The following is a 22,240-nucleotide window of genomic DNA, read 5'->3' on the forward strand; positions in this document are numbered from 1 at the left end:
ACTATCGTATCATACACATCGTTGAAAAATTATATCCATAAAAATCAACACTGTGTGTATCTATATTCGTTATGATCTAGGATTAGGTTTGAATGAAAAGTTTTAAAGTTGCCCTTGCTCAGTTTTCTCCGCATATTGGCAATATTGACTCAAACACCCAAAAGATGATTGAGCAAGTAAATCAGGCGAAAAAACAAGATGCTGACCTGATTATTTTTCCCGAGCTTTCTGTTATTGGTTATCCAGCTGAAGATCTATTGTTACGTCCAAATTTAAATAAACGTATGCAAAAGGCTTTTGCACAACTTGCCGAAGTTAAAGACATTGTTATGGTTTTCGGATTTGTAAACCAGACAGAAGATGGTCAACGTTATAATTCTGCTGCTGTCATGAAAGACGGTCAAGTTTTGGGTGTTTTTAATAAACATAATTTACCAAACTATGGCGTCTTTGATGAAAAACGTTATTTCCAAAAAGGCCATCAGCATTTGGTGTTTGAATATCTTGGGCATAAATTTGGTGTATTAATCTGTGAAGATATCTGGTCAATTAATACAGTCAAACAGTTAAGCCAATTGAATGTTGATACAGCTCTTGTACTTAATTCATCACCATATGAAGTCGGCAAGCCTCAACACCGCACACAAACCTTGAGTGAACTTGCAAAACAACTTCATTTAAACATTGTTTATGTTAACCAAGTTGGCGGACAAGACGATTTGATTTTTGATGGCACAAGTTTTGTCAGCAATCAAAATGGTGAAATTGCTTTACAAGCACCGAGCTTTAAAGAAGATATTTATATTGCTGAATTTGACCACGATACAAAGCTATATAAAGTCACTGAGTCTGCGCCTGCATTAGAAACATTTGCAGAGATCTATCAAGGTTTAGTCATGGCAACTCGTGACTATGTAGAGCGTTCAGGCTTCCCTGGTGTGATTTTGGGTCTTTCTGGCGGTATCGACTCTGCCCTCACCCTTGCAATTGCTGTTGATGCAATTGGTGCTGAAAGAGTCCAAGCTGTAATGATGCCTTACACTTATACTTCTCAAATTAGTGTAGAAGACGCGGCAGAACAAGCTCGCCGTATGGGTGTAACTTTCGGTATTGCTGAAATTCACTCAATCGTAAATAGCTTTATGCAAACCTTATATCCCTTCTTTGGTAATTCACCAGCTGACGCAACTGAAGAAAATTTACAAGCGCGTGCTCGTGGCACATTGCTTATGGGCTTATCAAACAAGTTCGGTAATTTAGTCCTTGCTACAGGAAATAAATCTGAACTTTCAGTTGGCTACTGTACGCTTTATGGCGATATGGTTGGTGGCTTTGCGGTTCTAAAAGATGTTTATAAAACTATCGTGTTTGAATTAGCAAAATACCGTAATAGCTTAAGTGAAACTCCAGTTATTCCTGAGCGTGTGATTACCCGCCCACCTTCAGCAGAACTTCGCCCAGATCAAAAAGACCAAGACTCTTTACCAGCATATGATGTATTGGATGCCATCCTTTACGCATACATTGAAGAAGATTTAGGTCAGGCCGATATTATTGCCAAAGGTTTTGATAAAGAAGTTGTTGAAAAAGTCATCCGTTTAGTTGATCGTAATGAATACAAACGTCGTCAAGGTGCGATTGGCCCGAGAATTACCTCTCGTGCATTTAGTCGTGAACGACGTTATCCGATTGTCAACGGTTGGACAGCGAATGACTGAGCAGAAAAACTCATCAAAAACTACAGCACTTGCTCAAGCACTTTTGCTTGAGCAGGTGGAATTTTTCAAAAAACAATTATCTATAGAAAACTCACCTATTTATTTCCAGCAGTTCATTCAGTTATTTATGCAACATGCTGACGAAATCAAGCTTCATGAAGTTGTAGATTTAGAACAATTACAAGCCGTTGTGAAACGTTATGCTTTCGAAATGCAGCTTGGTGCTGGCTTACTTGAGTTCATTGGGGAAATTGCACAGCGTATTTATTTATCTGCTATGAAATCTCCAATTCAGCTACAAGACTTGGTCTCTGATCACCAGTTTGAAATGTGGCTTTCCAAGTTTTTGGAAATGGAGCATATTCCTCAATATCTGAATGAGTTTTTAAGAACTAGCCCTTCTGTTCAACAGCTTTGCCAATATATTGCGACCTCAACTCTAGAACAAAAATTACCAAAATTTTTAACTGTCTCGACAGTAAATGACTACCATTTTGAATGGCAACATAAACTCAAAAAATTCTCTTTTTTACAGCAGCAACGTATTGAACATAAGCTTGAAACGTGGATTGCCAGTTTTATTCATGAACAACTCACAGAACTAAGTCTTTTATCGGCTGACGATATAGAAAGTCTAGTACGTCATGTATGGGAAGATATTAGGCATAAAAAAATGTATGAGTTTATGAAACAGCTCACTCCTCTCGATGTAGAAGAGTTCTTTGTTTTAATTTATGAATATTGGAAAGAATTACGCCAATCAGAATTTATGCAAGATCTGATTTTGTATGGCGTAGAAGTTTTTTATGACTTTTATAAAGATCAGAGTTTATTTGAAGTATTAAGTGAGATTGGTTTAACCGAAAGCGATTTACAAACTGAAGCTTTACGTTTTTATCCGAAAGTTATGGATGCCTTTAATGAGCACGGTATTTTAGAACCATTACTTCAAGCGCTTTTAGCTCCTTTTTATCAAAGCTCAAAAACACTTGATATGATTGAAAAACATTTTAATAAGTAAAAAATAGATAAAAAGAAACCACGCAGGAGCGTGGTTTTTAAAATGGTGGCTATGACGAGACTTGAACTTGTGACCCCCGCATTATGAGTGCGGTGCTCTAACCAACTGAGCTACATAGCCGTAAACTGTGTGCGCATTATCTATAGTTCTGTATAGCAGGTCAATAGGTAAAAACCCTTAATGCCCATCAATTGAACAAATAAGATTCAGATCGTCATTATTTGTTCTTTTTTTAGCAATTTTTTGCTTTAAGCAATTGATCGGCCAAACAAATATATTAAAGATCGAATACTAGTTTTTTTACCTTTAGCTCTCGATACACAAATCATCATGCTCTTTTGTGAAGCCTTTTCTGCATCACTTAAGTAGTGATCCAAGTGATCTGCCTCACCTTCTAAAATAGCAGTTTCACATGTACCGCATACGCCTTCGCGACATAAGCATTCCACATCAATATTTAATGTTTCGATGGCTTGTAAAATCGTCTGATTACTTTGTACTTCAATTTCTTGATTAGACTTAGCGAGTACTACCGTAAATGCTTCACCATCTTCAGGAACTGTTGATGCAAATTGTTCCCAATGAATGTACTCGTCGCGATAACGATGCTTATTACAACAGTCAATTACCGCATCAATCATGGGTTTCGGCCCACATACATAGACATGTGTGCCTTTAGGTTGCGATGAAATCAATTCATCCAAATTCAATGTACAGCCCTCTGAGTCAACATAACTAAATACATGCTCGGCATGTTTCTGCTTTAGCCCATCTAACAAAGCTATAACTATAAAGCCCGTCTTTACAAACTGCATTTAATCAAAAAATGAACATAAAAAAAGACCACGCAGGAGCGTGGTCTATAAAATGGTGGCTATGACGAGACTTGAACTTGTGACCCCCGCATTATGAGTGCGGTGCTCTAACCAACTGAGCTACATAGCCGAAAACTGTGCGCGCATTATCTTAACTTCTTTAACGCACGTCAAGAAAAATTTTAAAATAAATTAGGTGAAGTGAGCCTATAAGCCGGGTTCTGTCGAGGATGATCATTCCTCTAGGCGTACAATCACTCATACGCTCAAGCGACCTACCCGAATCCAGTACGGGCCGTACCTCAGGATTCCTATTTGGTCTTGCTTCTGGTGGGGTTTACCATGCCGTGAACTGTTACCAGACACGCGGTGCGCTCTTACCGCACCCTTTCACCCTTACCTCACGAATGAGGCGGTCTACTCTCTGCTGCACTTTCCGTCGGCTTTCACCGCCCAGGCGTTACCTGGCACCCTGCCCTATGAAGCCCGGACTTTCCTCCCCTGCTTCAGTCACGAAGACCTCCACAGCAGCGACCATCCAGCTCACCTCAGGGGCGCATATTAACAAATTTATTTACTAATTGCTTGTGCTTTTTTGAGCAATTAATTTTTTATATTTGTCGAATAGCTGCTCTTCCGTTTCCACATGCTGCGGATCTTTAGGAATACAGTCTACAGGACAAAATAACTGACATTGCGGTTGGTCATGATGACCAACGCATTCAGTGCATAAATCAGGATGAATTTCGTAAATCACCTCACCCATGAAAATAGCTTCGTTTGGGCAAACTGGTTCACAAACATCACAGTTTATGCATTCATCGGTAATATATAGCGACACGTTACCAACCTTGTTGATGTTTACGTTCAAAGGCCTCAACCACAGCTTGCGGAACAAACTTGGTTACATCCCCTTTTAAACGGGCAATTTCTCGAATCAATGTCGAAGAAATAAAAGAATACTGTTCAGATGGTGTTAAAAACACTGCTTCAAAATGTGGGTCAAGTTGACGGTTCATATTGGCAAGTTGAAATTCATATTCAAAATCAGAAACTGCTCTTAAACCACGAAGTACTGCTGTTGCCTTTTGCTCTTTGAAAAAATTAACAAGCAAACCATCAAAACCAACAAATTCCACATTTGATAAATGGCTTAATGAGGTTTGGGCCAGTTCAACTCTCTCTTCTAAACTGAACAAAGGGTTTTTATGATGTCCAATTGCAATTGCTACTACAACCTCATCAAACATTCTTGATGCTCTAGTAACTAAATCAACGTGTCCATTCGTGATGGGGTCAAATGTTCCAGGATAAATTACACGCGTTTTAGACATCCGCTAGTACTCTAATTGTATTGTGAACCTATTTTAGCAAATGTTATACACGAGGCGAAATATTGATGTGCAGGAAAAACTTCACCTTAGCATCAGTTTACGGCACAATAGGCATAATTGTGGAAGTTTGAATTATGGCGAAAGCAACAGTAGTAAAGAAACAAAATGGCGGAACCATCGCACAAAACAAACGTGCCCGCCATGATTATTTTATCGAAGAAAAATTTGAAGCTGGTATGTCTTTACTCGGCTGGGAAGTAAAGTCTTTACGTGCTGGTCGCATGAGTTTGACAGAAAGTTATGTCATTTTTAAGAATGGTGAAGCGTTTTTATTTGGTGCACAAATTCAACCGCTCCTTTCTGCATCTACTCATGTAGTACCTGAAGCTACACGTACACGTAAATTATTATTATCACGCCGAGAACTAGAAAAACTAACAGGTTCAGTTAATCAAAAAGGTTATTCATGTGTTCCTTTGGCATGTTACTGGAAAGGTCACTTGGTTAAACTTGAAATTGCCCTTGTGAAAGGTAAACAGCTTCACGATAAACGTGCGACTGAAAAAGATCGCGATTGGCAGCGTGATAAAGCTCGTATATTTCATAAGTAATAAAAAAACCTTTAAAGTTAACTTTAAAGGTTTTTTTATGTCATTTTGAATTTAGCAAAATTTTAAATTGCCATAACAATTTGGTGCAAAAGATTGATTTTTAAGTTGTAAATCTTTCAATGGAAAATTTACAATCGTATTAGGTAATTTAACCTCACCAACTGCTAAGTCTTCGCCAAATAAACAATTTAATAGATTACATCTCACTGGGTTTGCAGTTAAATAAGCACTAATTGGATCTACCACCTGTTTTAAAACATCATTAGTGATCTCAATTTGCTTACTTGGCGTCACGTTACCAATATCAATTTCATCGTCAAAAGCCATCCACCACCCACGCTCTGCTGCAGCATCTGCACCTGGCCAAAATATTTGCTGGCCTTGCAAGGAAAGTGAGAAAGGATTATTTAATTCAATTTTATGAATAAATCCTAAGTTTTGATCAACTGTAAGCGCCGCTCTTAACCCAGTAATGCTACCCGTCACATTCTTTTGTAAATTTAATAAACCTAGTGCAGCATTAATGGAAGCTTTCAAATCTCCTGAGAAGTTAAGTTGATCAATATTTGCTACCCCGTTCAACATGACATTGTTCATTCGTGAACCAGATATAACTTGACCATTGATCACAATAGGTGCCGTGGTCTGTTGTAATTGCAAATTATAATCAGACGAGTTAAATCCTAAAGGGATACAAAGTCCGATACAAGCATTAACAGTTCCATCAATGGTCTTGCCTGTATCTTGATAAGACATATTACGGGCAGCGGTATAAGCTAAACCAGTGGTATCTTTAATTTTCATATAACCACTTAAGCTATTAATTCCATTTGGTGTTTCTGAATTTTCAAGCCCCATAGTCAGCAGTCCCATAACCTTTTCAGCACTTAAACGAAAACCTTTAATTTCTCTTAAGGCCGCGCTGTCTGGATTTTTAATTGCAAATTCAATAAATGGATTACTAAAAACAGCAGAAGAAGAAGCTCGCCCATCACTGGTATCACTTAAGCCACTTAAACTTAAGTTATCAATATCAATATCACACCCACCTAAACCGTTTACCCCTCCACATCCTAATTGCAACTTCTTAACATTGGCATTTAATTCAAGATTAGCTTCCAAACCTAATTTATAAAAACCAATATTTTGCTGACTCATTGAAGCGTCAGCTTGTTTTGGATCAGTATAGGTAAATGAAAATAAAGCTTGCGCTTCAACTTTGGAGAGTTCTGTGTCACTGAGTGGAATAAGATTAGCAGATTCTAAATTAGCATAGCTCAGAGTACTCCATGTTATACAAAGAGCTGTTAAAAAGTTTTTCATGATTATTCCATTTTTTTATTTATTAGGATTTAGACATCATTGTCCAAATAAACCATTTGGTAAAAAATAATCAAAAAAGAATAAAAAAAATACAACTATTTTGTAATTAAAATAAAACTATTAAATTTATTTATTTTCAATCAAAAACTTATTTTAACTTATTCTATAAAGCAATCCAGCAATATATTCGCCAAACCATTTTGCAGTATCTAAATCACCTTGTGGAGGAGTAATTTCAACAGGGGCATTATCTGACTGCGTCATTAAACCTAAACAACTCGATAATCGGTTTAAATCTTTTTCACCATGACCTGTCGTCATTAAAGGTAAACCAGACCAAAGCATGCCATGTTGCATTGCAAAAATATTTAATTGTTGTAATACAGCTAGTTTATCGCCACTCAGCCCACCCGAATTTGCAAATCCAGCTGCAAGCTTGCCTTGCCACAAACGCTCTTTCCAACGTTTAGAAGTACTGTCCATAAACTTTTTAAAGTCGGCCGTCATACTTCCCATATAGGTAGGCGAGCCAAAAATAATACCATGCGATGTATCAAGCGCATCCCAATCAATATGTTCAATATTCATTAGATGTACTTTTACCCCCATCACCTCTGCACCAGCAGCAATAGCAGCAGCTACCTTCGCGGTATGACCATATGGACTGTGGTAAACAATAGAGAGATGTTTTTCAGGCAAAGACATAAGATTAAAATTTTGAGCGATTTTTTCTATTTTATCATTTTATTAGTGCTTGCTAAACCTTCATCTATAAATATGAAATACAAGCCTTTCACTACCGCACACTATAGAAATATTTTTAAATTAAATAAAAAACTCTCCTATTTTTAATAAATATAAAATAAGAGAGTCATTTAAGGCGATGATCAAAACTTACATAAAAACAAACGTAGCCATACGTCCTGTCTTCGCATCACGACGATAAGAAAAATATTCATTACTCTGTTGATAAGAGCATTGATCTCCACCTAAGACTTGTTGCACACCTAAACGTTGCAAAATAAATCGTGCAATCGCATATAAATCTGCATGAAATTTATTGGGACCCGCCCCCTCAACAAAAGCTGTTTCCAACTCTGGATACTTGTCACAAAAAACAGTTTTTACTTCAGCCCCAATTTCAAAACAAGGTTGACTGATTGCAGCTCCTAACCACGCCCAAGTTGGAGGATTTTGCATAGTCGTAACCGTATTTTCAATAATACCACCAGCTAAACCACGCCAACCCGCATGCAAATTAGCAACTTCACTGCCTTCGGTATTTCCCAACACGACAGGTAAGCAATCAGCCGTCATCATCATTAAAGCATGGCCTTTAGTTTGAGTGACCAAACCATCGCCAATTAAGGCTTTAAAAGGAATTTGTTCATTTACAGTATGGCAAATCGTACTGTGCGTTTGAGTCATCCATGTCATTCTTTTAACACCGAATTTCGCAAACTCATCTAACAATATCATTCGATGCTGTTGAACACGTTGTGCCTCATCTTTGACATGTAAAGCCAAATTAAATCCAGATAACTCCACCTGATCTGTTGGCAATGCCAAAGGATGCTGAATACGTGTCTGCCCTACAAATACACCTTGAGGTAAACCTTGAACAAATTCCATATGCACGTCCTTAATATGCAGCGTTTTCTGAACGCAACACATTCACTAAATGTGTAAAGTCTTCAGGCCACGGCGCTTCAAACAGCATTTCTTCACCAGTACGAGGGTGTTTTAAGCCTAATTTAGCTGCGTGCAATGCTTGACGTTTAAAACCACGTAAAGTTTCAATCAGTAATTCAGATGCACCAGCCGGTACACGCACACGATTCATATAAACCTGATCACCAATTAAGCCATAACCAATATAACTAAAATGCACACGAATCTGATGTGTTCGACCAGTTTCAAGACGAGCTTGCACACGGGTAAAATCTTTAAAACGTTCTTTTACATTGTAGTGAGTTACTGCATCTCGTCCGCCCGGTAGAATTGCCATTTTCACACGGTCAACTGGATGACGTTTGATCGGTTCATCAATCGTACCGCCAGCAATAATATTTCCATAAACAACCAAGTCATATACACGGTAAACCGTTTTATTCGCCAACTGTTTACTTAAAGAAAATTGAGCCTCTAATGTTTTAGCAACAACAAGTAAGCCACTAGTATCTTTATCAATACGGTGTACCAAACCAGCACGCGAAAGTTCTGCCAATTTTGGGAAATGATAAAGTAAGGCATTTACCAAAGTTCCGGAACTATTACCTGCTCCTGGATGTACCACCATGCCTACTGGTTTATTAATAACTAAAATATCATCATCTTCATAGACAACATTGAGTGGAATATTTTCAGGTTGACTCGTTGTCTGAGCTTCAAGCTCTACTTCGAGCGTAAGCAGCTCAGTTCCTTCACAACGGTGCTTAGGCTTGACAATGTTACCATTCACCAACAGATGGCCATCTTTCAACCATTGCTTGAGCTTTTCACGTGAAAACTCGCTCCATACCAAGGCCGCTACCTGATCGATACGTTGTCCCAGATAGGTTTCATCTAGCTGAACTTGCAACGATAAACGTGTTGCAGTTGTATCAGAAGTATGGTTATCTGCATCCTCAGAATCTTCAAGTAAATTGAAGTCGGTTTCAGATAAGTTTGTGTTTGAAGATTGTGCTGAAGTCATTTGATCATTGAGATAAAAGTGGTTTAATAGCGCAATTGTAGCTCATTGCCCAACATAACAGAGGAGTTTTTATGTCGCTACCACGTTATAAAATTACGATGCTTGCCTTATCTTTAGGCGTAGCGTCTGCATTTGTGGGCTGTAGCAGCAATCCAAGTAAAAAAGAAGTGGTCGATACTGGCCCTCAATCTAGTGAACAAGCTTACTTCGAAAAGGCCCAAAAATCGCTTGACCGTGGTCAATATCTTGATGCGACCAAGTCTTTAGAAGCAATCGATACTTATTATCCGACTGGACAATACGCACAACAAGCACAACTTGAACTTCTATATTCGAAATTTAAACAAAAAGATTATGAAGGCGCGATTGCCTTAGCAGAACGTTTTATTCGTTTAAATCCTCAGCATCCAAATGTGGATTATGCTTACTATGTTCGTGCTGTTGCCAATATGGAGCAAAACTACGACAGTTTGTTGCGCTATACATCTCTGCAGCAATCTCACCGTGATGTGAGTTATTTAAAAGTTGCGTACCAAAACTTTGTTGATTTAATTCGCCGTTTCCCAAGTAGTCAATATTCTGTTGATGCTGCTCAGCGTATGAAATTCATTGGGCAAGAACTTGCTGAAAATGAAATGACGGCTGCTCGCTTCAACGTTAAACGTAAAGCTTGGATCGCAGCGGCTGAACGTTCACAATGGGTGATTGAACACTATCCACAAACGCCTCAAGTCCCAGAAGCGTTGGCAACTTTGGCTTATAGCTATGACAAATTAGGTGATAAAGCCACTTCACAACAATATATTGAAGTTTTAAAGCTTAATTACCCAAGCCTTGTGAAAAAAGACGGCACAGTTAACATGCGTGCTGCCCGTAAAGAAGGTAACTGGGTTAACCGTGCAACTTTGGGTATTTTCGGTCGTGAATCGACCGCAGTAACACCAGAAAGCACAACTGAAGCAGAAGCTCCAAAACGTGGTTTCCTCAATCGTGTGAGCTTTGGTTTAATTGGTAATTCAGATAAAGAAGAAACTGAAGCACCAGAACAAACACCTGTTGAAGCGCCTAAGTCAGAACGTAGCTGGACAAACCGTTTAAGCTTCGGGTTATTAGACAAACCTGAACCACAAGCAGCAGAAAATACAACTGTTGCACCAGCTGTAACCTCTACTGAAGCTTCAACTGATGTTCAATCAGATGAGGCAACACAAGGCGCGGATAACGCTGCTCAATAAGTTTAAGCTTTAAAAAACATCAACAAACAGGCAAGTGATATCACTTGCCTGTTTGTTTTCATAAAATATTAAAATATTTATTGGGCATATCTCGATTCATCATGTCAGAATATTCTGACTTACTGTCTCATCAAGTTTTAATACGGTTATCTGAATTATGGCAATTCCACAACATACGATTGATCAAATTCTAGATCGCACAGATATTGTCGATCTGATTGGTCAGCGTGTGAAATTGAAAAAAACCGGACGTACATATTCCGGCTGTTGCCCATTTCATCAAGAAAAAACGCCATCGTTTCATGTCTACCGTGATAAGCAGTATTATCACTGCTTTGGTTGTCAGGCTAATGGGAATGCGATCCGTTTTCTTATGGATATTGATAACCGAAACTTTATAGATGTCATGAAGGATTTATCTAGTAGTACTGGAGTTGAATTACCCAAAGATAATACTGAAAATAAAAAACTATCTTATACCCGTCAGGTTACAAAGCCACCAGTTGCTAACACAACTACAACCGAGCCTGTAACTCCGCAGCAACCATCAGATGAAAGCTACAACACGCTTGAACCAGTATTTTTTGACGACCCTTTTGCTCAGTTCGAACAGCCTTTTGGTTTTGATGAACCCGTTCAAGAAGGTAATTTATATGACTTACTGGAAAATATTGCTCAATTCTATGAGCAACAATTACCTCATAGTCAAAAGGCAAAAAATTATTTTAAACAGCGTGGGTTAACTAATCAGACTATTCAATTTTGGCGCTTAGGCTATGCTCCAGAAGACTGGCAACACTTAGAAAAAGCTTTTCCTTATGACATTGACGGCTTAAAACAACTCGGACTTATCCGCTCAAGTGATAATGGGCGTGATTTTGATTTGTTACGTGACCGTGTCATTTTCCCAATTCGCGACCGGAAAGGCCGAGTGGTTGGCTTTGGTGGGCGTGCTTTAAATGATGAAATAAAACCCAAATATATTAACTCGCCGGACTCAGAAGTCTTTCATAAAAATCAGCTACTTTACGGACTTTATGAAGGTAGAAAACTTAAATCTAGTGATTGGTTAATGGTTGAAGGCTATATGGATGTCATTGCACTTCAGCAATATGGCATTACTGGAGCTGTGGCAACCTTAGGAACAGCAAGTAATACTGAACACCTTAATATTTTATTTAAACAAAATAGTCGTATTACGATTGCTTTTGACGGTGATGCAGCAGGTCAAAAAGCAGCACGCAGAACTTTAGAAATTGCTTTACCCCTTCTTAATGATGGTCGTGAACTCAAATTTTTTGTTCTACCAAATGATCACGACCCCGACTCTCTCATCCGTCGAGAAGGACTCCAAAATTTCCAGAAATTATTACAACAGGCCCCTCTTTTGTCAGATTTTGTGTTTGCGCACTTAACAGGTCAACATGATATCAGTACACCTGAAGGCAAAAGTTTAGTCATGGGAGAACTCAGAGAACTCACCGAATTATTGCCTAAACAAGGTTCTTTCCGTTACTTACTTACTCAATCTTTCCGTGAGAAACTCGGACTTGGTAAACGTTTTACCCCACAAATCAGTCACGATGCTTCGCTGTCATTTAATATTCATACAAAAGATGAAGACTTTGCGATTGCAATTTTGATGCATCATCCTTTTCTTTATATTCATTTTGAAGGATTACGAGCTTATATTCATCAAGATGAATTATTGGCTAAAGTACTGGCAATTTTGAATCGTATTTTTGATGATTTACCAGATGACCAAGAGTTGGCAACTTATTATGTGCTTGGTGCTTGTAGTTCTTACTGTCATGAAATCGCCGATATTATGCAAAGAACAAATATTCAGGCATTAACACAGGCTCCAGAGGTAGCTGACAAGTTAGCCAAAGAATATTCATTAAGTCTGCAAGAAAGATATTTACGTCAGAAACTGAAATCCCCGATTTCTTTAATTGAATCAAGAAATTTAAGACAACAACTCAATGAGCTCACCAAACAAATTAGCTTAAAACTGTTGTCTTAGTGTTTCGGCTTACGCTCATGCTCAAACACATTCTGTAAGTGCTGTTGTAACCATTCAAAATAATCAGGATTTTCTGCTTTAGCAGCTTCACGTAGCAGTATAGAGGTAGGATGTATAAGTTTTTGCGTCAAACGATGGGCAAATTGCTGTAATACCTGCTCGGCATTTTCACCGTGATGCAAAGCTTCTAATGCATGTGTAAGCTCTTGTTGACTAATTTCTTCACTATGCTGGCGGTACGCATGGATTGTGCTACCAGCCTCTTTAACCTTTTGATGCGTAATAAGCTGAGTCGCTAATTGATTAACCATTACCTCTGCTTCAACAGCCGCCTGGCGACGTTGGGCAAGGTTCTCATCAATCACACTTTGTAAATCATCGACACCATATAAATAGACCCCATCAAGTGCTTCAACTTTAGGATCTATATCACGTGGCACGGCTAAATCAACCATTAACATTTGTTGATAGCGACGTTTTTTTAAGGCAACCTTAACATCAGAATAACCAATAACTTGGTATAAACTACCGGTACAACTCGACACAACATCAGCACGACATAAATTCTCTGCTAAGGCTGAAAACTCAATAATTTCAACTTCAACCTGATGTGCAATCTCCTGAGCCAGCTGGTCAGCACGCTCACGGCTACGATTACAAATAATAATCTTCGCAACACCCATTTCAGCCAAATGTTTAGCCACCAAGCTATTCATTTCACCCGCAGCAACCACCATTACAGTAAGCGTTTCGGGCTTACTGAAAACCTGTAAGGCCAATTGTGCAACCGCATAACCCATCGAAACAGCATGACTACCTACTGCAGTTTCGGAACGTACACGTTTAGCTGCATAAAAAGCATATTCAAAGACACTGTTTAATTCAGGAGAGACCGTTTGAGCTTCTTTAGATAATGCTAAAGCACTTTTGACTTGCCCTAGAATTTGTGGCTCACCTAGCATAAGTGAGTCTAAACCACTCGCTACTCGCATTAAATGTGTAATTGCTTGCGTGTTCTCGTAACGATAAACATGATGAATTAACTGCTTGACATCAATATTATTGGCATCGGCTAACCATTTTAGAAGACTTTCGGCATTGTCTGCCATGGCATAAACTTCTGTACGGTTACACGTCGAGACGACCACCAAATCCTTTAGGTTTTGGTGATGGCGTTGTTCGGCAAGCAAACGACTTAATCGCTCTGCATTGAAAGCAATTTGTTCGCGGAGTTCTACAGAAGCTGTTTGATGGTTGACACCCAATGCAAAGAAAGACATATCAGATCATCATTTCGCTAAATTTATGCTATTGTGCAACATCGGTGTCATAAAAAGCATTACTTTGGATCAATAAAAATTGCGTCAAATGAATAGCCGTATTAATTTTAACGGTGCTTCGATAAGACAGTATTCTACCACATTCTTATTGTTAGGTAGCATGTCCTCATATGTCTATGCACGTCCTGTGCAAGAGACCTATACAGTGCATTCATTTGATCAGGCATTAGAGCAAACAATGGTTGCAGAATTTGCTCTAGCTTATGACGATATTCCAAACGCTTTGCACAATTACACTGTACTCGCAATTAAAAGCAACTCCACATCAATTAAACAGCGGGCTTTAGACGTTGCACTTGAATATAATGATTTACAGGCTGCGTTAAACATTGCTACACATTGGGTCGCTCAAGAACCTAAAGATGTACCTGCTTTATTCTATTTGTCACATATTGCTTTAAAAACGCACGAATATCAGCTTGCTGCTGAGACATTAGATAAAATTTTAAAGATAGATCCCACTGCTGACTTAGAACAAATTTTAGCCAGCATTGCTCCAGAAAATGCGCAAGATCGAGAAGTACTATTAAAAGCTTTACGTTCTAGCGCAGAAAAAGACAATCCTTCTATTTTAGCACTCATTGCCAATTTAGAAGCACAGAATGGTCAATTACAAACTGCGTTAACCAACATTAACAAGGCATTACGCCGACGTCCTAAAGTGACAAGCTTTATTTTAATGAAAGCAAACTTACTCATCGCTCTCAGCGATCAAGAAGGTGCGCTTAAATGGTATGCGAAATCGAGTCGTAAAAATAAGAAAAATTTAGATATTCGTTTAGCTGAAATCCGCTATCTCATACAAATTAACCAACCTCAGCTTGCGTTAGAAAAACTTGAAAAAATTATAGAAACCAACCCTCAAGCTGAAGAAGCTTTATTTATTGCAGGCTTAACGAGTATTGATTTAAAACAATATGACAAAGCAGAACAATATCTTGTTGACTTACGTAACTCGGCTAAATACCAAAATGAAGCATATTACTACTTAGCCATTAATGCAGAACGTAAACAGCATTATGAAACTGCAAAAGCCTACTATCGTTTAGTTGATGGCAGTTTATATGTGGTATCGAGACGAAACCTGATCGCAATATATGATAAACAAGAAAATTTACAAGATGCTTTACGGTTTCTCACCCAAGAAAGAGTAAATTATCCCCAACATGCAAGTTTCTTATATCAAGCTCAAGCTGAAATCTTAAAGAAAATGGGCAATAAAAAAGCTGCATTAAATTTATTAGATGAAGCGATCAAGAATTTACCAGATGACCCAGAACTAATTTATGCGGAAGTTTTGTTACTTGATCCCTATACAGACCGCGACAAACTCGACAAAACATTAAAACAATTATTACAGCTTGAGCCCAACAGCCCAACATATCTAAATGCATATGCTTATACACTAGCCCTGCAAAATCGTAGGTTAAAAGAAGCACGTCAATATGCAGAGCAAGCTTTAGAATATGCACCGGAACAGGCCTCAATTCTTGATACGCTTGGCTATATTGCATTTTTACAGAATGATTATGAAGCTGCAGCTGAAGCCTTAGGCAAAGCATATGAACTTAGTCATAATATAAATATTGGTATTCGTTATGCTAAAGCTTTGTATATGCAAGGATCACTTACTCAATTTAGCGCTGTGTTACAACAACTGAAACAAAAACATGCCAATGATCCACAATTGCAACAGCTTGATGCATTAATTTTACCTACATCTGCAAAAAAGAGTTAAATATATGAGCAAGTTTGCCCAACTGTGCACAGCGATCTGTGGATCAAGTGTATTATTTCTAACCGGTTGTCAGCATTTTACTCAACCAAAACCTGCGGTTACCCAGCAAGTTCAAGATGAAAAACACTTTAATTTACAAGGTAAAATCGGGGTTCGCACGCCACAGCAAACAGGTAGTGCTTTTTTTACTTGGCTTCAACAGCAAGATAATTTTGATATCGAGTTAAGCGGTATTTTAGGCGTTGGAAAAACTCAAATTCAGGGTAAACCTGGTGAAGTAACTTTAAATAGTTCTAAAACAGGATTGATTACAGCTGCCTCTCCAGAAGAACTTTTAGAACGTGCAACTGGTTGGCAAGCACCGATTACGCACTTAACCAGCTGGATTTTAGCAAAGCCAGCAAGACTAAATGCGCAAATTACGAAAGACGCTGCAAATCGAGTGAGCCAACTGGTTGAAGATGGCTGGACCGTGAATTTCAGTTACGAGGGTGAACAAACTTTGCCAAACAAACTGGTTTTAAAGCAAGCTCTTGCTGAAGATAAAGAAAACCGTATTACAATGGTCATCCAAAACCGCTAAGTCTAATTATATAAATCTATGATTCGAGTTCCTTCCCCTGCTAAGCTCAACCTGTTTTTACATATTACAGGCCGACGCGAAAATGGTTATCATGAGCTACAAACCATTTTCCAACTTATTGATTTATATGACTGGATGACATTTACGCCTGCTTCAAATGAAGAAATCGAAATTGATGGGTTGAGTGAAGTTCGACCTGAAGAAAATTTGATTTATCGGGCAGCTCAAATATTAAAACCACATGCAAAAAAGTTTTGTGGTTTAGACATCAAAATTGAAAAAAACATTCCCATGGGTGCAGGTCTAGGCGGTGGTTCATCTAATGCCGCCACAACGCTTATCGTGTTAAATCAATTATGGGAATGTGGCTTAGACCAAGAACAACTTGCGGACCACGGTGTAAAGCTCGGTGCCGATGTTCCTATTTTTATTTATGGTAAAAATGCATGGGCTGAAGGCATCGGCGAACATTTATCATTCATAGACTTAGATCAAAAACAGTTCATTATTTTAAAACCTGATTGTTTTATCAGCACTCAATTGCTTTTTTCACAAAAAACATTGACAAGAGACTCTAAGACCACTAAATTTTGCGCCTATCAGTTAGAGCCTTCTAATTTTGGAAATAACTTTGAGCCACTGGCTCGGCAGTTATACCCTGAAGTAGAAGAAGCAATGCAATATTTAGATCAGTTTGGTCAAGCAAAGCTTACAGGTACAGGTGCTTGTGTTTTTACTGAAGTAACGAATGAAATGAATATTGATGAAATTCTTAAGCATTCGCCATGTAAATCTTACTTGGTAAATAGTTTAAAAGAATCTCCTCTTAATCATTTTAAGGTTACACGTTAGGGGCGTCGCCAAGTGGTAAGGCACCGGGTTTTGATCTCGGCATCCGTTGGTTCGAATCCAGCCGCCCCTGCCATCTATTTCATTACATACCAACCGCCAAGGGTGCTTCATGCCCAATCTTGTCGTTTTTAGTGGAAATGCTCATCCACAGTTCGCTCAAAAAGTCGTAAGTCACTTACATATCCCTCTAGGTGCTGCATCAGTCGGTCACTTTTCTGATGGAGAAATTTCAGTAGAAATTACTGAAAATGTTCGTGGTAAAGACGTATTTATCGTTCAGCCTACTTGTGCCCCTACCAATGATAACCTTATGGAAATCTTGGTTATGGCAGATGCTTTGCGTCGTGCAAGTGCTGGTCGTATTACCGCTGTTATCCCTTATTTTGGTTATGCTCGCCAAGACCGTCGTCCACGTTCTGCACGTGTGCCGATTACAGCTAAAGTTGTCGCAGACATGCTTACCACTGTTGGTATTGACCGTGTCGTGATGATCGACTTACATGCTGACCAAATTCAAGGTTTCTTCGATATTCCAGTCGACAACATCTACGGTACTCCTGCTTTGCTTGCTGACTTACGTCAACAACAACATGACAACCTTATGGTGGTTTCTCCTGACGTTGGTGGTGTAGTACGTGCTCGTGCTGTTGCCAAACAGATGGGTGACATTGATTTAGCAATTATTGATAAACGTCGTCAAAAAGCCAATGAGTCGCAAGTTATGCACTTAATTGGTGACGTAAAAGATCGTGATTGCGTTATCGTAGACGATATGGTTGATACTGCTGGTACATTGTGTAAAGCAGCTGATGCGCTTAAGCAATTTGGTGCACGTCGTGTAGTTGCGTATGCAACTCACCCTGTACTATCAGGTAAGGCTATTGAAAACTTACGTAATTCAGTTATTGATGAACTGGTTGTGACTGATACCATTCCTCTTTCTGAAGAAGCATTAACCTTAGGCAAGATCCGTCAGGTTTCTGTTGCTAGCATGGTCGCTGAAACGATTCGTCGTATTAATAACGAAGAGTCTATCAGTGCAATGTTCGATAGTTTATAATATTGCAGCTTTTTATAAACCCTAGCCTTGGCTGGGGTTTTCTATCACTAAACTGGTCGCAAGTTTAGTCTTTTAAACTTTAATGAGGATTTACTCATGGCAAACTTCGTATTAAACGCTCAAGCGCGTGCTGAAGACAAACAAGGGAAAGGTGCGAGCCGCCGCCTTCGTCGCGAAGCTTTAATTCCAGCTATCATTTATGGTGGCAACGCTGAGCCTGTAACTGTTACTTTAGAACTTCGTGAGCTTGTAAAAGCTTTAGAAAGCAATGCTTTCTTTGAAGAAGTTGTAGAAATCAAAGTGGGCGACAAAGTTGAAAACGTTAAAATCCAAGCGTTACAACGTCACCCATCTAAAAACACTCCAATGCACGCTGACTTCAAACGCGCATAAGTGTTTAAAGGCGTAGATTAGTGTCAAATATTTCGCTAATTGTTGGTTTGGGCAATCCTGGTTCAGAATATGCCCAGACCCGCCATAATGCAGGTTTTTGGTTCATAGAACAGCTTGCTGATAAATATGGCATTACATTAAAAAATGATCCGAAATTTCACGGAATCAGTGGACGTGGTAACATAGAAGGACACGATGTCCGTCTACTTCTACCCACTACATTTATGAACCGTTCTGGACAAAGTGTAGTTCCATTTGCAAAATTTTATCAAATTGCTCCCGAAGCAATTTTGATTGCTCATGATGAACTTGATATGAACCCTGGTGTAATTCGTCTTAAAACAGGCGGTGGACATGGTGGGCATAACGGTTTACGTGACATTGTTCCTCATATTGGTCCAAATTTTCACCGTTTACGAATTGGGATCGGACATCCTGGCTCCAAAGAGAGAGTTTCAGGTCACGTACTTGGAAAAGCACCAAGTAGTGAACAAAGTCTGATGGATGCAGCAATTGATCATGCCCTTTCTAAAGTGAAACTACTTGTTCAAGGACAAGTTCCACAGGCCATGAATCAAATTAATGCATATAAACCCACTTAAATTGTTGAACAATCATGCTTGCTATCTTGCTTTTTTAGGAGCAAAATGCGCATCAGCCACTTTGCCAACCGCAAAAGCTAAAGATTTCATCATAAGATCTACATCTTAGATCTACTCAGGAGACGCTAGCCATGCTATCTCGTTTATTAAAATGCAAAATTCACCGTGCAGTTGTAACCCATGCTGAACTTCACTATGAAGGTTCTTGTGCAATTGATGGCGTATTGATGGACTTAGCTGGTATTCGTGAATATGAAGAAATTCATGTTTGGAATGTAACCAATGGCAAACGCTTCACGACTTATGCGATTCGTGGTGAAGACAACTCTGGAATTATTTCAGTAAACGGCGGTGCTGCACATCAAGCAGACGTTGGCGATTTAGTGATTATTGCTACATTTGGTGATTTTACTGAAGCTGAAGCCAATATTCATAAACCACGTTTGGTCTATGCAAATCCAAATAATACAGTCAACCACACAGCGAATTGTATTCCTGTACAAGTTGCTTAATAAAGATTAAAAAAGAAAAGCCCGTATTAACGGGCTTTTATCATTTTATAAATCCTTAATAGTTCCTTCCCACCAGTTCTTTTGCTGTTTGCAATTCAATGGTTGAAGCCCCTCTCCTCGCAAATCAAACAGAATTGCTTCTCCTTTAGGATTTACCTTAAATTCAGCATATTTGGCTTTTTCATAACATTGAGCCAAGCCTTCTGCAAAGAAGAAACTGCGAGATGCAGGATATAAAGCCCCCAAACGATTTTCAGGATTTTTTAAAATTAACCTCTGCCCAGCAAATGAATTATTGATATCTAAAACGGTACGAACTACGCGATTTTGTGAATCCAAAATAACTTTTGCTGGGATGGAAGAATGATTAAAAATCACCTGATCTACAGCCTCACTCTCACTTCCTAAAAGAGCTTTAAGAGATTGTAAATGTAATTCATATGCCAGTGCCATATAGTCACCTTGTAAGATTGAACGAGGATCAACTGGTTTAAGCTCAATGAAAATACTTTTACTATGGTGCAGATGCCATTCGTTTTTCGCCACTAATCCCGCAAAAAATAATAGTGTGGCTAATGCAAGAATAAGAGAAAAATACTTCTTCATTCTTTCTCTCCCTCAATAAGACCATTTTTATTTTCACGGCCAAGCAACCACGACAGAGCCAATAGAAAAACACCAGAAATAAAAATAGATAAACTTTTAGCAAGAAAAGTTATTTGTAGGTTGTAATAGAGCTGCCAGAACACTAAAACGAATACAGCTAAGCTAACTCCATAAACAATCCGATCTTTACTTTTTAATGCCCACGTTAAAATAATGAACAATATGAAAATTTCGAAATATCCCAATGCAATAAGCAACACACCAAAAATTAAAAAAGTGAAAAATGTGATTCTCTGAAGTTGTCTATATAAATGAAAAACACTAAAGCAAAGTAACCAAACACTAGGCAGAAAATATAGAACCCACCTATGTTGATCTATCGAATTCTCTGGAACGAGTCCCATAAAAGTATCGAAAAAAGAAGCTACCAGAATGACGACCAGCACACATAAAAAAATACTACGCTCATATAGAGCTAGTGATTCTCTCTTAGGTAAGAGCACCAAACTAAAAACAAAATAATTGAGCAAAATTAAATTTAAATAGGTTTGAGTAGAATGTATTGACCATAATGAATGGTCCAGTTGTAGCAAATAGATAAAAGCTATGCCATACGTAGCAAGCATTTGAATTAAAACAAAGAACCAGTGCGGTTTAAGAAAATAACTAATACATAGAATAAAAATCTGTGCAATTAAAACCCATAGAATTTGATCTGTTTCCGAACCAAGGTGAAATAAGAAAGCAGTCTGCCCACTGATAAATAAACAATAGGCAAATTGTCGAAAGAAATAGCTTTGTGATTTCTTTAAAAGAATAAAAGCCAATCCAACAAAAACAACTCCAATGACTAAAGAAATAGTCTCCCAAAACACCAGCGTAAAAGCTGCAAGCGCTAAACCAGCAAGCCAAGCACCAATTGCCAACGGAATGATATAAAAGCGGCTTTGACGAAAAATTTTTATTAAAAGATAGCTAATCAGCGCAAACCAAATAAAAATAATGCCCGCAATCAATAAAAAAATGAACTCATTAGAGTCTTTAAATAAGTTATTAATCCCATCTACAAGCCATATAGTTGCGGTCACGCCTAAAATAGCAGCCATCAAACTGGCACATAGCTGATCATCTTTTTTGAAGAAATAATAAAAAGTGATTATTCCTGAAAAGAAAGCAGAGATCAGGTAAGGAATATTCTCATTCGATAAATATTGAATCATTCCAATGATTGAAATAACTGCAAACCAAGCGATAAAGACAAACCTTAAAGCACGATATTTCTTTATACATACCCAAAACTCAATAAGGCTTAATAAATTTAGAGCGATTAGGTATAAATAAGGAAATTTTTCTAACCAAAAAGTCTGCTTAAAAAATAAAAAAAGTGTAAGTTGGCTAGTAATACAAATTAAAGCAAAGATTCCAATATTAGGGCGATATAACCACGGTAGTAAAAGCAATGTCCAAATTAAAAAAAGCAAATAACTGTCTGCACCAGTTTGATAAATCTGCCCAATTACCGCCAAACTTAGACCTATCATCAAGCCACAAACGCTATGTAAGGTCTGCCTAACCCCATCGCTTAAAGTATCTTTTATGCTAAACCAAGCTGTGACAAGTAATATAGCGGGCGGGATAGCGAGTTGAATACTGTCTGGCAGCATCAACCAGTTAGCAGCAATTAAATAAAGTATACTTACCGCCATAAATACATAACTGAAAATATGGAGATGCTGAATAAATGAGCTATTGGTCAGAGGATAATAGTCTCTTATC

At 38.3% G+C, this 22,240-nt stretch carries 21 protein-coding genes, 3 tRNA genes, 1 other RNA gene and 1 pseudogene; 13 read left to right on the forward strand and 13 right to left on the reverse strand.

Going from position 1 to position 22,240, the window contains the following annotated elements:
* Nucleotides 1-92: 92 nt before the first annotated feature.
* Complete coding sequence (locus tag HUN22_RS06460; protein WP_174727246.1) at nt 93-1,718, forward strand: NAD+ synthase; 1,626 nt, start codon at nt 93-95, stop codon at nt 1,716-1,718.
* Complete coding sequence (locus HUN22_RS06465; protein WP_174727249.1) at nt 1,711-2,739, forward strand: hypothetical protein; 1,029 nt, start codon at nt 1,711-1,713, stop codon at nt 2,737-2,739. The genes HUN22_RS06460 and HUN22_RS06465 overlap by 8 nt, the downstream gene beginning before the upstream one ends.
* Nucleotides 2,740-2,782: 43 nt before the next feature.
* Here HUN22_RS06465 and HUN22_RS06470 read toward each other — a convergent pair.
* The 6 genes and pseudogenes from HUN22_RS06470 to coaD all read right to left on the reverse strand — a co-directional run bounded on the left by HUN22_RS06470 (nt 2,783) and on the right by coaD (nt 4,888).
* A tRNA-Met gene (locus HUN22_RS06470) sits at nt 2,783-2,859 on the reverse strand.
* Nucleotides 2,860-2,987: 128 nt separating this feature from the next.
* A pseudogene (gene cntB, locus HUN22_RS06475) lies at nt 2,988-3,521 on the reverse strand (carnitine monooxygenase, reductase subunit CntB); the annotation flags it as partial.
* An 86-nt stretch (nt 3,522-3,607) separates the two neighbouring features.
* Nucleotides 3,608-3,684, reverse strand: a tRNA-Met gene (locus HUN22_RS06480).
* Between the two features lie 64 nt (nt 3,685-3,748).
* Nucleotides 3,749-4,104: RNase P RNA component class A (rnpB, locus tag HUN22_RS06485), an RNA gene on the reverse strand.
* 27 nt (nt 4,105-4,131) lie between these two features.
* Nucleotides 4,132-4,395 carry a YfhL family 4Fe-4S dicluster ferredoxin gene (locus HUN22_RS06490; RefSeq protein WP_016144509.1) on the reverse strand — a complete coding sequence of 88 codons (264 nt, stop codon included), beginning with the start codon at nt 4,393-4,395 and terminating at the stop codon, nt 4,132-4,134.
* 1 nt (nt 4,396) lies between these two features.
* The gene (gene coaD / locus HUN22_RS06495; protein ID WP_005070938.1) at nt 4,397-4,888 is read right to left on the reverse strand and encodes a pantetheine-phosphate adenylyltransferase; all 492 of its coding nucleotides are present in this window, start codon (nt 4,886-4,888) and stop codon (nt 4,397-4,399) included.
* 134 nt (nt 4,889-5,022) lie between these two features.
* On the opposite strand from coaD, the gene smpB reads away from it, so the two are divergent.
* A complete protein-coding gene (gene smpB / locus HUN22_RS06500; protein ID WP_174727252.1) occupies nt 5,023-5,499 on the forward strand; it encodes an SsrA-binding protein SmpB in 477 nt (158 codons plus the stop codon).
* A 51-nt stretch (nt 5,500-5,550) separates the two neighbouring features.
* Here smpB and HUN22_RS06505 read toward each other — a convergent pair whose 3' ends face one another.
* The 4 genes from HUN22_RS06505 to rluD all read right to left on the reverse strand — a co-directional run bounded on the left by HUN22_RS06505 (nt 5,551) and on the right by rluD (nt 9,517).
* Complete coding sequence (locus HUN22_RS06505; RefSeq protein WP_174727255.1) at nt 5,551-6,822, reverse strand: hypothetical protein; 1,272 nt, start codon at nt 6,820-6,822, stop codon at nt 5,551-5,553.
* Nucleotides 6,823-6,975: 153 nt separating this feature from the next.
* Nucleotides 6,976-7,527, reverse strand: coding sequence for a flavodoxin family protein (locus HUN22_RS06510; RefSeq protein ID WP_174727258.1), 552 nt, complete (start codon nt 7,525-7,527; stop codon nt 6,976-6,978).
* A gap of 189 nt (nt 7,528-7,716) precedes the next feature.
* Complete coding sequence (pgeF, locus tag HUN22_RS06515; protein ID WP_174727261.1) at nt 7,717-8,454, reverse strand: peptidoglycan editing factor PgeF; 738 nt, start codon at nt 8,452-8,454, stop codon at nt 7,717-7,719.
* Between the two features lie 10 nt (nt 8,455-8,464).
* Nucleotides 8,465-9,517, reverse strand: a complete 1,053-nt coding sequence (gene rluD, locus HUN22_RS06520; RefSeq protein WP_016144505.1) for a 23S rRNA pseudouridine(1911/1915/1917) synthase RluD — start codon at nt 9,515-9,517, stop codon at nt 8,465-8,467.
* A 71-nt stretch (nt 9,518-9,588) separates the two neighbouring features.
* Here rluD and HUN22_RS06525 point away from each other — a divergent pair, with 71 nt between their 5' ends.
* Both HUN22_RS06525 and HUN22_RS06530 read left to right on the forward strand, forming a co-directional pair.
* Nucleotides 9,589-10,752 (forward strand): outer membrane protein assembly factor BamD, encoded by a 1,164-nt coding sequence (locus tag HUN22_RS06525; RefSeq protein ID WP_174727263.1) that lies wholly within the window; start codon nt 9,589-9,591, stop codon nt 10,750-10,752.
* A gap of 157 nt (nt 10,753-10,909) precedes the next feature.
* Nucleotides 10,910-12,778, forward strand: a complete 1,869-nt coding sequence (locus tag HUN22_RS06530; RefSeq protein ID WP_174727266.1) for a DNA primase — start codon at nt 10,910-10,912, stop codon at nt 12,776-12,778.
* Here the strand turns inward: HUN22_RS06530 and hemA are convergent.
* Entirely contained in the window at nt 12,775-14,058 is a 1,284-nt protein-coding gene (gene hemA / locus HUN22_RS06535) for a glutamyl-tRNA reductase (RefSeq protein ID WP_174727269.1), read from the reverse strand. The two genes, HUN22_RS06530 and hemA, sit on opposite strands and share 4 nt — an antisense overlap.
* A gap of 88 nt (nt 14,059-14,146) precedes the next feature.
* Between hemA and HUN22_RS06540 the strand changes: the two genes are divergently transcribed.
* From HUN22_RS06540 to panD, 8 genes are all read left to right on the forward strand, one after another.
* On the forward strand, nt 14,147-15,856 hold the full coding sequence (locus tag HUN22_RS06540; protein WP_174727284.1) for a tetratricopeptide repeat protein: 1,710 nt from the start codon (nt 14,147-14,149) through the stop codon (nt 15,854-15,856).
* Between the two features lie 4 nt (nt 15,857-15,860).
* A complete protein-coding gene (lolB, locus tag HUN22_RS06545) occupies nt 15,861-16,439 on the forward strand; it encodes a lipoprotein insertase outer membrane protein LolB (RefSeq protein WP_174727272.1) in 579 nt (192 codons plus the stop codon).
* A gap of 18 nt (nt 16,440-16,457) precedes the next feature.
* Complete coding sequence (gene ispE, locus HUN22_RS06550; protein WP_174727275.1) at nt 16,458-17,291, forward strand: 4-(cytidine 5'-diphospho)-2-C-methyl-D-erythritol kinase; 834 nt, start codon at nt 16,458-16,460, stop codon at nt 17,289-17,291.
* Nucleotides 17,290-17,364, forward strand: a tRNA-Gln gene (locus tag HUN22_RS06555). The genes ispE and HUN22_RS06555 overlap by 2 nt, the downstream gene beginning before the upstream one ends.
* A gap of 36 nt (nt 17,365-17,400) precedes the next feature.
* Nucleotides 17,401-18,351, forward strand: a complete 951-nt coding sequence (locus HUN22_RS06560; protein WP_002120445.1) for a ribose-phosphate pyrophosphokinase — start codon at nt 17,401-17,403, stop codon at nt 18,349-18,351.
* 96 nt (nt 18,352-18,447) lie between these two features.
* Entirely contained in the window at nt 18,448-18,744 is a 297-nt protein-coding gene (gene rplY / locus HUN22_RS06565) for a 50S ribosomal protein L25 (RefSeq protein ID WP_002120443.1), read from the forward strand.
* Nucleotides 18,745-18,764: 20 nt separating this feature from the next.
* Nucleotides 18,765-19,346 (forward strand): aminoacyl-tRNA hydrolase, encoded by a 582-nt coding sequence (pth, locus tag HUN22_RS06570; RefSeq protein ID WP_016142034.1) that lies wholly within the window; start codon nt 18,765-18,767, stop codon nt 19,344-19,346.
* Nucleotides 19,347-19,477: 131 nt separating this feature from the next.
* A complete protein-coding gene (panD, locus tag HUN22_RS06575) occupies nt 19,478-19,858 on the forward strand; it encodes an aspartate 1-decarboxylase (RefSeq protein WP_002120296.1) in 381 nt (126 codons plus the stop codon).
* 45 nt (nt 19,859-19,903) lie between these two features.
* Here panD and HUN22_RS06580 read toward each other — a convergent pair whose 3' ends face one another.
* Nucleotides 19,904-20,464: a GDYXXLXY domain-containing protein gene (locus HUN22_RS06580; RefSeq protein ID WP_174727278.1), complete on the reverse strand. Its 561-nt coding sequence runs from the start codon at nt 20,462-20,464 to the stop codon at nt 19,904-19,906.
* Nucleotides 20,461-22,239, reverse strand: coding sequence for a DUF2157 domain-containing protein (locus tag HUN22_RS06585; RefSeq protein WP_174727281.1), 1,779 nt, complete (start codon nt 22,237-22,239; stop codon nt 20,461-20,463). The genes HUN22_RS06580 and HUN22_RS06585 overlap by 4 nt, the downstream gene beginning before the upstream one ends.
* Nucleotide 22,240: the final 1 nt, after the last annotated feature.

This window comes from Acinetobacter lactucae (genome assembly GCF_013344765.1).
GTDB lineage: Bacteria > Pseudomonadota > Gammaproteobacteria > Pseudomonadales > Moraxellaceae > Acinetobacter > Acinetobacter lactucae_A.

Coding starts and splice junctions, on each gene's coding strand:
- HUN22_RS06460 (WP_174727246.1), top strand. CDS start 93: ATGAAAAGTTTTAAAGTTGCCCTTGCTCAGTTTTCTCCGCATATTGGC.
- HUN22_RS06465 (WP_174727249.1), top strand. CDS start 1,711: ATGACTGAGCAGAAAAACTCATCAAAAACTACAGCACTTGCTCAAGCA.
- coaD (WP_005070938.1), bottom strand. CDS start 4,888: ATGTCTAAAACGCGTGTAATTTATCCTGGAACATTTGACCCCATCACG.
- smpB (WP_174727252.1), top strand. CDS start 5,023: ATGGCGAAAGCAACAGTAGTAAAGAAACAAAATGGCGGAACCATCGCA.
- HUN22_RS06505 (WP_174727255.1), bottom strand. CDS start 6,822: ATGAAAAACTTTTTAACAGCTCTTTGTATAACATGGAGTACTCTGAGC.
- HUN22_RS06510 (WP_174727258.1), bottom strand. CDS start 7,527: ATGTCTTTGCCTGAAAAACATCTCTCTATTGTTTACCACAGTCCATAT.
- pgeF (WP_174727261.1), bottom strand. CDS start 8,454: ATGGAATTTGTTCAAGGTTTACCTCAAGGTGTATTTGTAGGGCAGACA.
- rluD (WP_016144505.1), bottom strand. CDS start 9,517: ATGACTTCAGCACAATCTTCAAACACAAACTTATCTGAAACCGACTTC.
- HUN22_RS06525 (WP_174727263.1), top strand. CDS start 9,589: ATGTCGCTACCACGTTATAAAATTACGATGCTTGCCTTATCTTTAGGC.
- HUN22_RS06530 (WP_174727266.1), top strand. CDS start 10,910: ATGGCAATTCCACAACATACGATTGATCAAATTCTAGATCGCACAGAT.
- hemA (WP_174727269.1), bottom strand. CDS start 14,058: ATGTCTTTCTTTGCATTGGGTGTCAACCATCAAACAGCTTCTGTAGAA.
- HUN22_RS06540 (WP_174727284.1), top strand. CDS start 14,147: ATGAATAGCCGTATTAATTTTAACGGTGCTTCGATAAGACAGTATTCT.
- lolB (WP_174727272.1), top strand. CDS start 15,861: ATGAGCAAGTTTGCCCAACTGTGCACAGCGATCTGTGGATCAAGTGTA.
- ispE (WP_174727275.1), top strand. CDS start 16,458: ATGATTCGAGTTCCTTCCCCTGCTAAGCTCAACCTGTTTTTACATATT.
- HUN22_RS06560 (WP_002120445.1), top strand. CDS start 17,401: ATGCCCAATCTTGTCGTTTTTAGTGGAAATGCTCATCCACAGTTCGCT.
- rplY (WP_002120443.1), top strand. CDS start 18,448: ATGGCAAACTTCGTATTAAACGCTCAAGCGCGTGCTGAAGACAAACAA.
- panD (WP_002120296.1), top strand. CDS start 19,478: ATGCTATCTCGTTTATTAAAATGCAAAATTCACCGTGCAGTTGTAACC.
- HUN22_RS06580 (WP_174727278.1), bottom strand. CDS start 20,464: ATGAAGAAGTATTTTTCTCTTATTCTTGCATTAGCCACACTATTATTT.